At 71.7% G+C, this 13,987-nt stretch carries 13 protein-coding genes; 6 read left to right on the top strand and 7 right to left on the bottom strand.

The annotated features are described in order from the left end of the window. Nucleotides 1–248 precede the first annotated feature (248 nt). Complete coding sequence (gene tyrS / locus ABS41_RS13610; RefSeq protein ID WP_290595168.1) at nt 249–1,463, bottom strand: tyrosine--tRNA ligase; 1,215 nt, start codon at nt 1,461–1,463, stop codon at nt 249–251. Nucleotides 1,464–1,626: 163 nt separating this feature from the next. Here tyrS and ABS41_RS13605 point away from each other — a divergent pair, with 163 nt between their 5' ends. Both ABS41_RS13605 and ABS41_RS13600 read left to right on the top strand, forming a co-directional pair. After that, the gene (locus tag ABS41_RS13605) at nt 1,627–2,934 is read left to right on the top strand and encodes a peptidoglycan DD-metalloendopeptidase family protein (protein WP_290595167.1); all 1,308 of its coding nucleotides are present in this window, start codon (nt 1,627–1,629) and stop codon (nt 2,932–2,934) included. A 4-nt stretch (nt 2,935–2,938) separates the two neighbouring features. After that, nucleotides 2,939–4,072, top strand: coding sequence for an anhydro-N-acetylmuramic acid kinase (locus tag ABS41_RS13600; RefSeq protein ID WP_290595166.1), 1,134 nt, complete (start codon nt 2,939–2,941; stop codon nt 4,070–4,072). 6 nt (nt 4,073–4,078) lie between these two features. Here the strand turns inward: ABS41_RS13600 and ABS41_RS13595 are convergent, their stop codons facing one another. The 3 genes from ABS41_RS13595 to ABS41_RS13585 all read right to left on the bottom strand — a co-directional run bounded on the left by ABS41_RS13595 (nt 4,079) and on the right by ABS41_RS13585 (nt 6,491). After that, nucleotides 4,079–4,360 (bottom strand): hypothetical protein, encoded by a 282-nt coding sequence (locus tag ABS41_RS13595; protein WP_290595165.1) that lies wholly within the window; start codon nt 4,358–4,360, stop codon nt 4,079–4,081. Nucleotides 4,361–4,422: 62 nt separating this feature from the next. Further along, nucleotides 4,423–5,727 carry an MFS transporter gene (locus ABS41_RS13590; protein ID WP_290595164.1) on the bottom strand — a complete coding sequence of 435 codons (1,305 nt, stop codon included), beginning with the start codon at nt 5,725–5,727 and terminating at the stop codon, nt 4,423–4,425. Further along, a complete protein-coding gene (locus ABS41_RS13585) occupies nt 5,724–6,491 on the bottom strand; it encodes an exodeoxyribonuclease III (protein ID WP_290595163.1) in 768 nt (255 codons plus the stop codon). The genes ABS41_RS13590 and ABS41_RS13585 overlap by 4 nt, the downstream gene beginning before the upstream one ends. A 113-nt stretch (nt 6,492–6,604) precedes the next feature. Between ABS41_RS13585 and pyrE the strand changes: the two genes are divergently transcribed. Beyond that, nucleotides 6,605–7,252 (top strand): orotate phosphoribosyltransferase, encoded by a 648-nt coding sequence (pyrE, locus tag ABS41_RS13580; RefSeq protein ID WP_290595162.1) that lies wholly within the window; start codon nt 6,605–6,607, stop codon nt 7,250–7,252. Nucleotides 7,253–7,268: 16 nt separating this feature from the next. Continuing rightward, nucleotides 7,269–7,961: a DUF4124 domain-containing protein gene (locus tag ABS41_RS13575; protein ID WP_290595161.1), complete on the top strand. Its 693-nt coding sequence runs from the start codon at nt 7,269–7,271 to the stop codon at nt 7,959–7,961. 9 nt (nt 7,962–7,970) lie between these two features. Here the strand turns inward: ABS41_RS13575 and ABS41_RS13570 are convergent, their stop codons facing one another. Genes ABS41_RS13570 through coaBC form a run of 3 tightly spaced genes read right to left on the bottom strand, consistent with a single transcriptional unit; the run spans nt 7,971 to nt 11,990 of the window. After that, nucleotides 7,971–10,298 (bottom strand): phosphomannomutase/phosphoglucomutase, encoded by a 2,328-nt coding sequence (locus ABS41_RS13570; protein ID WP_290595160.1) that lies wholly within the window; start codon nt 10,296–10,298, stop codon nt 7,971–7,973. Nucleotides 10,299–10,329: 31 nt separating this feature from the next. Then, complete coding sequence (dut, locus tag ABS41_RS13565; RefSeq protein WP_290595159.1) at nt 10,330–10,788, bottom strand: dUTP diphosphatase; 459 nt, start codon at nt 10,786–10,788, stop codon at nt 10,330–10,332. Continuing rightward, a complete protein-coding gene (gene coaBC, locus ABS41_RS13560) occupies nt 10,785–11,990 on the bottom strand; it encodes a bifunctional phosphopantothenoylcysteine decarboxylase/phosphopantothenate--cysteine ligase CoaBC (RefSeq protein WP_290595158.1) in 1,206 nt (401 codons plus the stop codon). Before coaBC ends, dut begins: the two co-directional genes overlap by 4 nt. 94 nt (nt 11,991–12,084) lie before the next feature. On the opposite strand from coaBC, the gene radC reads away from it, so the two are divergent. Then, a complete protein-coding gene (gene radC / locus ABS41_RS13555; protein ID WP_290595157.1) occupies nt 12,085–12,759 on the top strand; it encodes a DNA repair protein RadC in 675 nt (224 codons plus the stop codon). 63 nt (nt 12,760–12,822) lie between these two features. Continuing rightward, entirely contained in the window at nt 12,823–13,872 is a 1,050-nt protein-coding gene (locus tag ABS41_RS13550) for a hypothetical protein (RefSeq protein ID WP_290595156.1), read from the top strand. Nucleotides 13,873–13,987: the final 115 nt, after the last annotated feature.

The raw sequence follows: 13,987 nt of genomic DNA, 5'->3' as shown, positions 1-13,987 counted from the left end.
CGCCCGCACAAATTTCCTGCGCACACTGTCAAAGATCTTCTTCACCGAAGGCCTTTCGCCTTCTGGCCCGGGGGCGTTTCGCCCGAGGGAGCCGCACATGATACAGCAGTCCGGCGGTTCGTCAACACCCTGCGAAGGGGATTTTCTTGCCGTCCGACGGCTCCGCGGCACGTGGCCGGGATCAGCGGGGCGCGAATCCTAAGCGGGCCCCGAGACGGAACGCAAGCACTTTTGATTTCGCCGCGGTTTCAGGCGGCCTGCACGAGGCGGATGCGGGCGAAATTGCGCTTGCCGACCTGCAGCACGCCCTCGAAACCCGGGGCGAACAGCCGCTGCGCGTCCTCGAACACCTCGCCGTCGATGCGGACCGCGCGCTCCTTGAGCTTGCGGCTGCCCTCGGAGTTCGACGCGGCCAGGCCGGCCGCCACCAGCAGCGCGGCGATGCGCAGGCCCTCGGACGGCACCGCCACGTCCGCCTGCGGCAGCAGCGAGGTATCGCCCTCGCCGCGCACCACGGCATGCCAGCCCGCCACCGCCTGCTCCGCCGCGGCCGCGCCGTGGAAGCGCGCGGCCAGCTCGCGGGCCAGGCGCAGCTTGGCGTCGCGCGGATTGAGCGCGCCCGAGGCGATGTCGGCCTTCATGGCGGCCAGCTGCGCGAGCGAGGTCTCGAAGCTCAGCAGCTCGTACCAGCGCCACATCAGCTCGTCGCCCACCTTCATCGCCTTGGTGACGATGTCGATGGCCGGCTCGTTGATGCCGATGTAGTTGCCCAGCGACTTGGACATCTTGTTGACGCCATCGAGGCCCTCGAGCAGCGGCATCGTCAGCACCACCTGCGGCTTCTGGCCGTAGTGCTCCTGCAGGCCGCGGCCCATGAGCAGGTTGAACTTCTGGTCGGTGCCGCCGAGCTCGACGTCGGCCTGCAGCGCCACCGAGTCGTAGCCCTGCACCAGCGGGTAGAGGAACTCGTGGATGGCGATCGGCTGCTGGGCCGCGTAGCGCTTGGCGAAGTCGTCGCGCTCGAGCATGCGCGCCACCGTGTGCTGCGCGGCCAGGCGGATCATGTCGGCCGCGCCCATCTGCCCGAACCACTCGGAATTGAAGCGCACCTCGGTGCGCCCGCGGTCGAGCACCTTGAACACCTGGTCCGAGTAGGTCTGGGCGTTGGCCAGCACGTCCTCGCGGGTCAGCGGCTTGCGGGTGGCGCTCTTGCCGGTCGGGTCGCCGATCATCCCGGTGAAGTCGCCGATCAGGAAAATCACCTGGTGGCCCAGGTCCTGGAACTGCCGCATCTTGTTCAGCAGCACCGTATGGCCCAGGTGCAGGTCCGGCGCGGTCGGGTCGAAGCCGGCCTTGACCCGCAGCGGACGGCCTTCCTTCAGGCGCGCGAGCAGGTCCTCGGGCTTGAGGATCTCCTCGGCGCCACGGCCGATCAGTTCGAGGGAGGCTTGCAGGTCGGTCATCGGGGCAGTCCGTGGAGTGGCCGCGAGGGGCGGCCAGCGTTAAATGAAGGTTAACCTAAAGTTAAATCGGGCGAACGAAAAAATCCAGCCGCAACAAGGGTTTGACGCGGTTATTTCCTGCTGGTTATCGTAGCCGGAGATCGATGCCCAGCGGGGACAACCCTTGCAACACCACCAACGCTTCTCCCCGACCCGCTGGTCGCGCGAGCACTGGATCCTGGCCAGCGTGTTCGCTGCCCTCGCCATTCTCGTCGCCACCATCATCCCCGGCTTTGCCGCCGCCATCGCCGGCCAGGAAGAAGCCGCCGACCACACCACCGTCGCGCTCGCGCTGCCGACCCTGTCCACGCCGGCCGCGAATGCGCGCCTGCCCGATGCCCCGGCCTGGCAGTCGGTCACCGTGCGCAGCGGCCAGACCCTGGGCGCGGTGTTCGAGCAGGTCGGCGTGCCGGCCGCGGTGATGCTCGAGGTGCTGGCCCTGCCCAGCGCCAACAAGGCGCTCTCGCGCGTACGCGCCGGCGCCGAGCTCGCCTTCGACATCGGCCAGGACGGCCGCCTGCGCGCGCTGGCCTTCGAGCGCGACGAATCCGCCCGGGTCGAAGTGCGCCTCGAGGGCGACAAGTACGTCGAGAACGTCATCGAGCGCCCGATCGAGCGCCGGCTGATGATCGCCAGCGGCGAGATCGACAGCTCGCTCTACGCGGCGGGCGAAAAGGCCGGCCTCGGCCCGGCGGTCATCAACCAGATGGCAAACGCCTTCTCCTACGACATCGACTTCACCCAGGACCTGCGCGTCGGCGACACCTTCCAGGTGGTCTACGAGGAAGTCTGGCGCGACGGCGAGCGCCTGCGCAGCGGCGACGTGGTGGCCGCCAGCTTCAACAACCGCGGCAAGGAATTCACCGCCCTGCGCTTCGAGCGCAACGGCAAGTACGAATACTTCGACCTCGCCGGCCGGCCGCTGAAGAAGGGCTTCATGCGCATGCCGATCGAGTTCGCCCGCATCAGCTCGCGCTTCAACCCGCGCCGCAAGCACCCGGTGCTGGGCACCGTGCGCGCGCACCGCGGCGTCGACTACGCCGCCGCCACCGGCACGCCGATCATGGCCGCGGGCGACGGCCGCATCACCTTCGCCGGCTGGCAGAACGGCTACGGCCGCACCATCATCATCGACCACGGCCGCGGCTACACCACGCTCTACGCGCACATGTCGCGCCTTGGCAAGTACAAGGTGGGCTCGCGCGTGCAGCAGGGCAGCACCATCGGCTACGTCGGCGCCACCGGCCTGGCCAGCGGCCCGCACCTGCACTACGAATTCCGCGTCAACGGCGTGCACCGCGACCCGCTCACGGTGACCATGCCCAAGCCCGATCCGCTCACCGGTGCCGAACTGGCCGCGTTCCGCGCCGCCACCGCGCCGGCGATGGCCCAGCTCAAGCGCATCGAAGGCGTGCGCCTGGCCGCGCGCTGAGCCCATGCCCACGCCCCCGAGCGCGAACGCGCCCGCCGTCACCGACGGCGGGCTTTTTCTTGGCCTGATCTCCGGCACCAGCGCCGACGGCATCGACGCCGCGCTCGTGCGGTTCCAGCCGAAGGTGCAGGTGCTGTTCGGCCGCACCTACCCGCTGCCGGCGGCGCTGCGCGAGCAGGTGCTGGCGCTGTCGCAGGCCGAGGCGCGCATCAGCCTCGATGACGTCGGCCGGCTCGACACGCGCCTGGGCCAGGCCTTCGCCGCCGTTGCGCTGCAAGCGCTGCAGGACGCCGGCGTCGTCGCCGCGGACGTCACCGCCATCGGCTCGCACGGCCAGACCCTGCGCCACGACCCCAGCGGCGACGCCCCCTTCAGCCAGCAATTCGGCGACGCCAGCGTGATCGCCGAACGCACCGGCATCACCACCGTCGCCGACTTCCGCCGCCGCGACGTGGCCGCCGGCGGCCACGGTGCCCCGCTGATGCCCGCCTTCCACGCCGCGGTGCTGCGCAGCGGCGACGAAGACCGCGCGGTGCTCAACCTCGGCGGCATCGCCAACCTCAGCCTGATGCCGCGCGCCGGCGCGGTGCGCGGCTTCGACACCGGCCCGGCCAACGGGCTGATGGATGCCTGGTGTCTGGAACACCGCGGCCAGGCCTACGACCGCGACGCCGCCTTCGCCCGCGAGGGCCGGGTGGACGAATCGCTCCTGGCGGCCCTGCTCGCCGACCCGTGGTTCGCGCTGCCGCCGCCCAAGAGCACCGGCCGCGACCAGTTCCAGCTGCAGTGGCTGCGCGCCCGCCTGGGCGGCCAGTCGCCGGCCGACGTGCAGGCCACGCTGTGCGAACTCAGTGCCGCCACCGTCGCCGGGGCCCTGCGCCGCGAGATGCCCGGCTGCGCGCGCCTGATCGCCTGCGGCGGCGGCGTGCACAACCCGCTGCTGATGCAGCGCCTGGCGGCACGCCTGCCCGGCGTGGCGGTGGAAACCACCGCCGCGCACGGCCTGGACCCGGATTTCATCGAAGCGGCGGGTTTCGCCTGGCTGGCGCGGGAAACCCTGGCCGGCCGGCCGGGCAACCTGCCGTCGGTGACCGGGGCGCGCGGGCCGCGCATCCTGGGCGCGATCCACCCGGCCTGAGGGCCGTCAGTCCTTCTTCGGCGGCTTCATGTAGGCCGGCGCGTCGTCCGGCAGGTTGCTCAGCGCCGCCATGGCCTCGGCGAAGGCGCGGCTTTCGTCGTCGTTCCAGGAACCGGTGAGGCGGGCGATGTCGCCGGGCTCGGGCGCCGGTTCGGGTTCGATGATGCCGAGCGCCTGCTTGATCAGGTGCAGGATCACGTCGTTGAGCGGCCAGCCCTTCTGGCGCGCCATCTCCTTGATGCGCTCGGCTACCCGCTCGTCGATGTCGCGCAGCAGGAAGTCGGCCATGGCCTCGATCCTCGGGGGGACGACCAGCATACGGCGCTGGCACGGGACTGCAAGCCCGTGGTTCAGCGGTCGTTGCCGCGGTATCCGGCGTCGCCCAGCGATTGCTCCACCAGTCCCGCACGCAGCATGAACAGGTAGAGCAGCACGCCCGGCAGCGCCACCAGGGTGGTGAGCAGGTAGAACTGCACGTAGCCCAGGCTTTCGATCAGCGCGCCGGCCGTGGTGCCGGTCACCAGCCGGCCGACCACGCTGGCCGCCGCCGACAGCAGCGCGAACTGCGTGGCCGTGAACGCCAGGTTGCACAGCGCCGACAGGTAGGCCACCACGACCACGCCACCGATGCCGCTGGCCAGGTTCTCGAAGCCGATGGTGAAGGCCAGCAGGGCGTTGGAATGGCCCACGTAGGCCAGCAGCGCGAAGCTCAGGTTCGACACCGCCATCAGCACCAGTGCCACCAGCACGGAACGCTTCATGCCGATGGCGGCGTACATCATGCCGCCCAGGAAGATGCCCGCGAGCATCGCCACGAAGCCGAAGCCGACGTCGTAGGTGGCGATCTCGTCGTTCGTGAAACCCAGGTCGTTGAGCAGCAGGCGCAGGGTCAGGTTGGCCAGGGTGTCGCCGATCTTGTGCAGCAGCACGAACAGCAGCACCAGGAACGCACCGCGCCGGCGGAAGAACTCCAGCAGCGGCCCGGCCGTGGCCTCCCAGGCCTGGCGCAGGCCGCGGTGCGCCGACACCACGACGTGCCGCGCCGGCTCGCCCAGCACCAGGCCGGCCAGCATCGCCGGCAGCGCGAAGGCCGCGCACAGCAGGTAGGCCAGGGTCCAGCCGTGCCGTGCCGCCACGTACAGCGCCAGCGAACCCGCCGCCACCGAACCGATGCGCCAGCCGTACTGCGACATGCCCGAGCCCACGCCCAGCTGCTCGGGCTTGAGCGTTTCGATGCGGTAGGCGTCGATGACGATGTCGTAGGTGGCGCCGGCCGCGCCCACCGCCACCGCCGCCAGCGCGAACAGCGCCAGGTCGGCCTTGGGGTCGAGCACCGCCAGCCAGGCCACCGCCAGCATCGCCAGCGTGCCGGCCAGCACCAGCCAGGACACGCGCTGGCCCAGCCGGCCCAGCAGCGGCAGCCGCACCGAATCGACCAGCGGCGCCCAGAGGAACTTGAAGTTGTAGACCAGGAAGGCCAGCGAAAACGCCGTCACCGCCTTCTTGTCGATGCCGTCCTGGGCCAGGCGCGTGGTTAGCGTCGCGCCGATCATCGCGTAGGGGAAGCCCGAGGAAATGCCCAGCGCCAGCGCCGCCAGCGGCTCGCGCTGCAGGTAGGGGCGCAGGCCGGCCTGCAGGCGCGCGGCGAGGCTCATGCGTACTCCACCAGGTAGGGCGCGTGGTCGCTGAACTTCGGTTCGGGGAAGATGGCGCAGTCCTTCAGGCGGTCGCGCAGCGAGGGCGTCACCACCTGGTAGTCGATGCGCCAGCCTACGTTCTTGGCGCGGGCCGCGCCGCGCTGGCTCCACCAGGTGTAGTCCTCGCCCTCGGGGCGCAGGTGCCGGTAGCTGTCGACCCAGCCGCGCTGGCCGAACAGGGTGTCGAGCCAGGCGCGCTCCTCGGGCAGGCAGCCCGAATTCTTCTGGTTCGAGGTCCAGTTCCTGATGTCGCGCCGCGTGTGCACGATGTTCCAGTCGCCGCAGATCACGTAGTCGCGGCCGCTGGCCAGCCACTGGTCGAAGACCGGCGTGATCCAGTCCATGCAGCGGAACTTGAATTGCTGGCGCTCGTCGCCCGACGAACCGGACGGAAAATACAGCGACACCACGCTGAGCTTGCCGAAGCGCGCCTCGAGGTAGCGCCCCTCCTCGTCGAACTCCGCCCAGCCCAGGGCCGTGCGCACCTCGTCGGGCTGGCGTCGGCTGTAGATGCCCACGCCGCTGTAGCCCTTCTTCGTGGTCGCGTCGCGGAAGTACGCGTGGTAGCCGGCCGGCCGCAGGTCCGGGGCGCCGAGCTGGTGCTCCTGGGCCTTGGTTTCCTGGATGCAGACGATGTCGGCGTCCTGCCCGGGCAGCCAGTCGAAGAAACCCTTGCTGGCGGCGGAGCGGATGCCGTTGGCGTTGAAACTGATGATCCTCAAGGCGGGCCTGGCGCGTGCGGGGGTCGGCAAAGGGTAGCCCAAACCCGCGCCGGCGCGGGTGCGGCCGGCGCGCGGGCTGTTGCACAATCGCGCTTTCCGCATCGGACGCCGCCATGAACCCCCACCAGGCCCGCTTCCTCGACCTGGCCCTGGACCGCAAGGTGCTGCGCTTCGGCCAGTTCACCCTCAAGTCCGGCCGCACCAGCCCCTACTTCTTCAACGCCGGGCTGTTCGACTCCGGCGCCGCGCTCAAGGCCCTGGGCGAGTGCTACGCCGACGCGCTCGAGGCCTCGGCCCTGGGCTTCGACATGCTTTTCGGCCCGGCCTACAAGGGCATCCCGCTGGCCACCACCCTGTCGGTGGCGCTGGCGGCGCGCGGCCGCGACGTGCCGGTGGCCTTCAACCGCAAGGAGGCCAAGGCCCACGGCGAGGGCGGCACCCTGATCGGCGCGCCGGTGCGCGGCCGGGTGCTGATCGTCGACGACGTGATCACCGCCGGCACGGCCATCCGCGAGTCCATCCAGGCCATCCGCGCCGCCGGCGGCGAGCCCTGCGGCGTGCTGATCGCGCTCGACCGCCAGGAGCGCGGGCAGGCCGGCGAACGTTCGGCCGCCCAGGAGGTCACCGCCGAGTTCGGCCTGCCGGTGCACGCCGTGGCCAGCCTCGACGACCTGCTGGCCCACGCCGACGAGCGGCCGGAGGTGGCCGAGCACAAGGATGCGCTGGTGGCGTATCGTTCCGCCTATGGAAGCCGTTCGTGACCGCCGGGGTGCAAGCATGAAGACCAAGCTGATCTGCCTTGCCGTCATCGCCGCCGTGCTCGCCGCCGGCGCCGCCGTGGCGAAGGACAAGCCCAAGAAGCTCTACCGCTGGGTGGACAAGGACGGCAAGGTGCAGTTCTCCGACACCCTGCCGGCCGAGGCGCTCGAGCACGCGCGCACCGAAATCAGCTCCGAATCGGGCCGCACCACCGGCGAAGTGGGCCGCGCGCTCACGCCCGAGGAGCAGGCCGAGGCCGACCGCATCGCCGCCGAAAAGGCCCGCGAGCAGCGCACCGCCGAGCAGCAGCGCCAGACCGAGGAGGCCATGCTGGCCTCGTACCAGAGCGAGGAGGAGCTGCGCCGCTCCTTCGGCATGCGCGTGACGCTGATGCAGGAAAACCTCAACGCCATCGAGGCCGGCATCGGCAGCCAGCGCAACAGCCTCACCAGCCTGCTGGCCGAGGCCTCCGAGGCCGAGCTGGCCGGAAAGGCCGTCAACGCCCGCCAGGCCGCGACCATCCGGGAGCTGCACCAGGAAATGGCCAAGCAGCAGAACATGCTGGTGGTGAAGCAGGCCGAGCTGATGCGGCTCGACCAGGAGCTCGAATACCTGGTCAAGCGCTTCCACGAACTGCGTGGCGGCACCACCCGGCCGGCGGCCGAGGAAAGCGCCGAGCCGGCACCGGCCGCGGACGACGCGGCCGGCTGAGGCCGGGCCTCAGAACGGCAGCTGCAGCGACGGATCGACCGCGAGCAACTGCTCGCGGAAGGCTTCCTTGATGCGCCCCAGGGCCTGCTCGTCCTTGGCGTCGAAGCGCAGCACCAGCACCGGCGTCGTGTTCGACGCCCGCACCAGGCCCCAGCCATCCGGCCAGTCGGCGCGCAGGCCGTCGATGGTGGCCAGGCGTGCGCCCTCGAAGCGGGCCTGGGCCAGGAAGTCCTCGATGAAGGTGTACTGGCGGCCTTCCTCGACGTGGATCTTGAGCTCGGGCGTGGACACGCCCTTGGGCAGGGCGTCGAAGATCTCCTGCGGGCTCTCGCCGCGGCTCGAGAGGATCTCGAGCAGGCGCGCGGCGGCGTAGATGCCGTCGTCGAAACCGTACCAGCGCTCGCGGAAGAAGAAGTGGCCGCTCATCTCGCCGGCCAGCTCGGCCTCGGTCTCGCGCATCTTGGACTTGATCAGCGAGTGGCCGGTCTTCCACATCAGCGGGCTGCCGCCGTGGCGCAGGATGTGCATGGCCAGGTGGCCGGTGCACTTGACGTCGTAGATGATGCAGGCGCCCGGGTTGCGCTCGAGCACGTCGGCGGCGAACAGCATCAGCAGGCGGTCGGGATAGATCATCTCGCCCGAACGGGTCACCACGCCGAGGCGGTCGCCGTCGCCGTCGAAGGCCAGGCCGAGGTCGGCGCCGACGCGCTGCACCACGTTCACCAGGTCCTGCAGGTTGGCCGGGTCGCTCGGGTCCGGGTGGTGGTGCGGGAAATTGCCGTCCACCTCGCAGAACAGCGGCTCGACCTCGGCGCCGATGGCCTCGAGCACCTGCGGCGCGATCGCGCCGGCGATGCCCGAGCCGCAATCGACCACGACCTTGAGCTTGCGCTCGATCTGGATGTCGCCGGCGATGCGCTGGACGTAGTCCTCGGCGACGTCGCGCTTGCTGCAAAGGCCCGGCTCGTCGGCCAGGTGCAGGTGGTTCTCGGCGATGCGCTCGTAGAGCTTCTGGATCGCGTCGCCGGCCAGCGTTTCGCCCTCGATGACGATCTTGAAGCCGTTGTAGTCCGGCGGGTTGTGGCTGCCGGTGACCGACACGCAGGAACCGGCGCGCAGGTGGTAGGCGGCGAAATAGGTGACCGGCGTCGGCGCCTCGCCGATGTCGATCACCTCGCGGCCGGCGCGGCGCAGGCCATCGATGAGGGCCGCGGCCATGCGCGGCGACGACAGCCGGCCGTCGCGGCCGACCACGATGCTGCGCGCGTCCTGCTCGTGCATGACGCTGCCGATGGCCTGGCCGATCAGGCGCGCGGTGTCCTCGTCGAGCGTCTTGCCGACCACGCCGCGGATGTCGTAGGCGCGGAAGATGCTGCGGTCGAGCACGGCCCGCGCGGCGGCCTGCGCCGCCGGCATCGGCGGCTTCTCGAAACCGGGCTTTTCAACCGGCGGCGGCGGGGCCTGGAGCTGGCCGCTGGCCTGGAGTTCGGCCAGGGTCGGGCCGCCCACCACCGGCGCGGCCTCCGCTTCTTCGCCCGCCTTGCGCCGCGAGAGTTTCAGATGCGGCTGCAGCAGCACGCCGGCGGCCACCAGCAGGCTCAGGGCCGCGAGCAGGAAGCTGGTGAGCATGCTGCCGCCGCTGCCGGCGGGCGCGGCCGAGACCACGCGCATGCGGGTGCCCGGGATCGGCACCGCGCCGAACTCGGCGCCGCCGGCCAGGGCGGTATCGCCGCGCTCGAACACGCTGTGGCGGCCCTGGCGCAGGGCCAGGTAACCATCGCTCGAGAGGTCGGCCGACGAGAGCGGCCCGGTCAGGTGCTCGAGCGGAAGGCGCACGTAGACCACCGACAGCACGCGGCCATCGGCCAGCACCGGCGCGGCCAGGCCCAGCTTGGGGGCGCCACCATCGAGCACCACGGCGGCGCGGCTGGCATTGTCCTGCAGCGACAGCTCGATCACGCCCAGCCGGCCATAACCGAAGGCCTTGGGGTCTTCGTAGGCGGCATCGAGGCCCGGGTCATGCCACTGCACGGCTTCGACGCCGTCCCAGCCGCCCTTGATGATGTTCTCGGCCGAGGCCAGGTCCTCGCGCTGCAGCGCGGTGGCCAGCGCCAGGCGCGTGCGCCGGCCCTCGAGCTCGGCCATGGCCGACTGGATGCGATTGACCACCTCGGCGCCCGAGCTCGCGCGCGCGGCGTCGACCCGCGCCTGCGCCTGCGCCGAGGCCATCTCGCCCCAGCCGCTCCAGGCGAACCACAGCGCGGCCAGCACCGCCAGGCCGGCGACCAGCCAGGCCGGTTTGATCGATTGCAGCTGAATCTTGCCCAGCGATTTCATGCTTCCCCCTGTCCCGGCGCGACCGCCCCGTTCAGCGCACGCCCGTGTGGCCGAAGCCACCTTCCCCGCGCGCGCTCGATTCGAACTGTTCCACCTGCCGGAAGACCGCCCGGGCCACGGGCAGGAACACCAGCTGGGCGACACGGTCCCCCGGCATGATGGTGATGGAGTTACGGCCGCGATTCCAGAGGCTGACCATCAGCGGCCCCTGGTAGTCGGCATCGATCAGGCCGGTGAGGTTGCCCAGCACCAGGCCCTGCTTGTGGCCCAGGCCCGAGCGCGGAAGGATGACCGCGCACAGCCCCGGGTCGCCGATGTGGATGGCGATGCCCGTGGGCACCAGCTGCGCCTCGCCCGGGGCCAGCGCCAGCGGCTGGTCCACCATCGCGCGCAGGTCCATGCCGGCCGAGTGCGCGGTGGCGTAGTCGGGCAGCGGGAATTCGCTGCCCAGGCGCGGGTCGAGCCGCTTGAGTTCGATTTCAACGCTCATGCTTCGGCCTCCAGCCGGCCTGCCACCAGTTCCATCAGTTCGCGCGCCACGGCGGTCTTGGGGCCATGGGCGATGTCGCGCCGGCCGTCGCGCCAGAACACCGACAACGCGTTGTCGTCCACTTCGAAGCCCTGGCCGGCGCGCGAGACGTCGTTGGCGGCGATCAGGTCGAGCCCCTTGCGGTGCAGCTTGTCGCGGGCATAGCCCTCGAGGTCCTGCGTTTCGGCGGCGAAGCCCACCACAAGACGCGGGCGGGCGGCGTGCGCGGCCACGTCGGCCAGGATGTCGGCGGTGCGCACCAGCGTGATCGTCAGGCTGTCGCCGGATTTCTTGAGCTTCTGCGGCAGGGTCTCGGCCGGCGCGTAGTCGGCCACCGCGGCGGCGCCGACGTACACGTCGTGGCCGGGCAGCGCGGCCAGCACGGCCTCGCGCATCTGCGCGGCGCGGCGCACGTCGATCCGGCGAACGCCGGCCGGCGTGTCCAGGGCCACCGGCCCGGCCACCAGGGTGACCTCGGCGCCCAGCAGGCGCGCGGCGGCGGCCACGGCGAAACCCATCTTCCCGGAGCTGCGGTTGCCGAGGAAACGCACCGGGTCGATGTCCTCGAAGGTGGGCCCGGCGCTGACCAGCACGCGCCGGCCGGCCAGCCGCGGCGGCGCCAGCGTGGCCTCCAGCGCGGCCAGGATGTCGGCCGTCTCGGCCAGGCGGCCGGCGCCGACCTCGCCGCAGGCCTGGTCGCCGCTGGCGGGACCCACGAAGGCCACGCCGCGCGCGCGCAACGTGGCCACGTTGGCCTGGGTGGCCGGGTGCGCCCACATCACCCGGTTCATCGCCGGCGCCACCAGCAGCGGCGCCTCGGTGGCCAGGCACAGGGTGGAGAGCAGGTCGTTGGCATGGCCCTGGGCCAGGCGGCGGATCGAGTTGGCCGTGGCCGGCGCCACCACCACGCGCGTGGCCCAGCGGGCCAGCTCGATGTGGCCCATCGCCGCCTCGGCGGCCTCGTCCCAGAGCGAGCTGCGCACCGGATTGCCCGACAGCGCCTGGAAGGTGGTGGAACCGACGAAATGCAGGGCCGAGGCGGTCATCACGACCCGTACTTCGGCGCCGGCGTCGCGCAGCCGGCGCACCAGCTCGGCCGCCTTGTAGGCGGCGATGCCGCCGCTGACGCCGAGCAGGATGCGTTGCCCTTGCAGGTTGGACACCGGGTTTCCCTGACGATACTGAACGCCCCTAGCTTACCCGATGCCCCGAAGCGCCCCGACGCCGCCGGACCGCCGCCGGGCGCAGCCTGTCGGCATGCACCTGCGCGACCGCCACGACCCCGAACTGCCCCGGGAAAAACTGCTCACCCGAGGCGCCGCCGCACTCAGCGACGCCGAGGTGCTGGCCCTGCTGCTCGGCACCGGCCAGCGCGGCATGCCGGCACTGGCGCTGGCGCAGCGGCTGCTCGCCGACGCAGGCGGCGTGCGCGGCCTGCTCGACCGCCCCGCGGCGGCGCTCGCGGCCCTGCCGGGCCTGGGCCCGGCGCGGGCCGGGCGGCTGGTGGCCGCGCTCGAGCTCGGCCACCGGCACCTGGCCCAGGGCCTGGCCCGCGGCGAGGCGCTCACCGACCCGGGCCTGGCCGGCGACTATCTCACCCGCCGCCTGCGCGCCCTGCCCTACGAAGTTTTTGCCTGCCTCTTCCTCGACACCCGGCACCGGGTGATCGCCTTCGAGGAGCTTTTCCGCGGCACCCTCGACGGCGCCGAGGTGCACCCGCGCGAGGTGGTGCAGCGCTGCCTGGCCCACCACGCGGCGGCGGTCATCCTCGGCCACAACCACCCCAGCGGCTGCACCGAGCCCAGCGCCGCCGACCGGGCGGTAACGGCGCGGCTGCGCCAGGCCCTGGCCCTGGTGGAGGTGCGCCTGCTCGACCACTTCATCGTCGGCGAGGGCCCGGCCTGCTCGATGGCCCGCCTGGGGGCGCTGTGAACGTGGCTCGCCGCGACGCCGCCCTACGTATACTCGGTCAGGGCGCAGGCACCGCAGCCGGGGGTGGGCGTGATACTCGGGTATTCGAATCTCTATGCGGCCGACGCGGTCGAGGCCGCGCTGCCCGACGCCAATGCCGCGCGGGCCCTGCTTGCCAGCCGCGCCGCCGACCTGCCCGCCCGCATCGCAGCCGTGGCCCGGCGCGCCGGCCAGGGCCTGCCGGAGGCCGAAATCGCCCGCCACGTGGATGCCACCGTGCTGGGCCTGGCCCGCCTGGGCTTGCGCCACGGCAGCTTCGGCGACGACCCGCACGACTACCACAGCGAAGTGCACGTCATGGAGCTGGCCGAGCGCCGGCTGTTGCGCGTGATGGACGCCCTGGGCGACGGCGCGCTGCCGCCGGCCGACTGGCTGGCCCTGCTGGTGTTCTCGGCCTGCCACGACCTGCGCCAGCGCGAGCGCTTCGACGTGCCCGGGCCGGTGGGCGGCAACGAGGCGGCCAGCATCGCCGAGACCTTCCGCATCCTCGACGCCTGCGGCTTCGGCCGCGAGGCCGACCGGGCGATGTACGTGGCCCAGGAGCTGATGATCGCCGGCAGCACCTTCGACGCCCGGCCGTTGCCGCACGCCGACGCCGAGGACCTGGCCACCGCGGCCGGCGGTTCGCTGGCGCGCGGCCTGGGCCTGTGGCTCGACGGGGATCGCCCGGAATGGACGGGCGACCCCGATGCCCGCCGCGGCGAACGCCTGGGCCGGCTGGCCGCCGACCTCGACACCGCCAACGTCGGCGAGGCCTTCGTGCACCTGGCCGACAGCGCCCTGCGCCTGTGCCGCGAGCGCGAGCGCCGGGCCGGGCGCGCGCTCGACCGGGCCGGCAGCGGCCCCACCTGCCTGGGCTTCCTCAGCCGGGGCCAGCTCTTTTATTTCTTCGACCTGCACCGCTTCAGCTCGCGCGAGGGCGAGCGGGTGTACGGGCCTGGCAAGGCCGCCAATGGCCCCGGCGTGCGCCGGGTCAGCGCCGCCCTGCTGCAGCGCTTCGAGCATGAGCCGCCGGCCAGCGGCCAGGCCGTGCTGGCGGCCTTCGAGGCCCTGTGCGCCGCCGAAGGGGCCTGAGCGCGGGCAAAAAAAGGGTTCTTCACCCAAGTCCGGGGAAGGCCGCCCGGATCTTCAAGAAGAAGTAGGCGTCATCGCGGTAGCCGTAGGCCACCCGTTTGATGACCTTGATCTT

This window comes from Arenimonas sp. SCN 70-307 (genome assembly GCF_001724815.1).
GTDB lineage: Bacteria > Pseudomonadota > Gammaproteobacteria > Xanthomonadales > Xanthomonadaceae > Arenimonas.
Note: the sequence above shows the minus strand (reverse complement) of the source record. Positions and strands in the feature narration are given on the sequence as shown.

Bases quoted from the DNA above. Each gene is read 5' to 3' on its own strand.
- ABS41_RS13590 (WP_290595164.1), bottom strand. From the start codon at position 5,727: ATGAGCCTCGCCGCGCGCCTGCAGGCCGGCCTGCGCCCCTACCTGCAG.
- radC (WP_290595157.1), top strand. From the start codon at position 12,085: ATGCACCTGCGCGACCGCCACGACCCCGAACTGCCCCGGGAAAAACTG.
- ABS41_RS13575 (WP_290595161.1), top strand. From the start codon at position 7,269: ATGAAGACCAAGCTGATCTGCCTTGCCGTCATCGCCGCCGTGCTCGCC.
- tyrS (WP_290595168.1), bottom strand. From the start codon at position 1,463: ATGACCGACCTGCAAGCCTCCCTCGAACTGATCGGCCGTGGCGCCGAG.
- dut (WP_290595159.1), bottom strand. From the start codon at position 10,788: ATGAGCGTTGAAATCGAACTCAAGCGGCTCGACCCGCGCCTGGGCAGC.
- pyrE (WP_290595162.1), top strand. From the start codon at position 6,605: ATGAACCCCCACCAGGCCCGCTTCCTCGACCTGGCCCTGGACCGCAAG.
- ABS41_RS13600 (WP_290595166.1), top strand. From the start codon at position 2,939: ATGCCCACGCCCCCGAGCGCGAACGCGCCCGCCGTCACCGACGGCGGG.
- ABS41_RS13570 (WP_290595160.1), bottom strand. From the start codon at position 10,298: ATGAAATCGCTGGGCAAGATTCAGCTGCAATCGATCAAACCGGCCTGG.
- ABS41_RS13595 (WP_290595165.1), bottom strand. From the start codon at position 4,360: ATGGCCGACTTCCTGCTGCGCGACATCGACGAGCGGGTAGCCGAGCGC.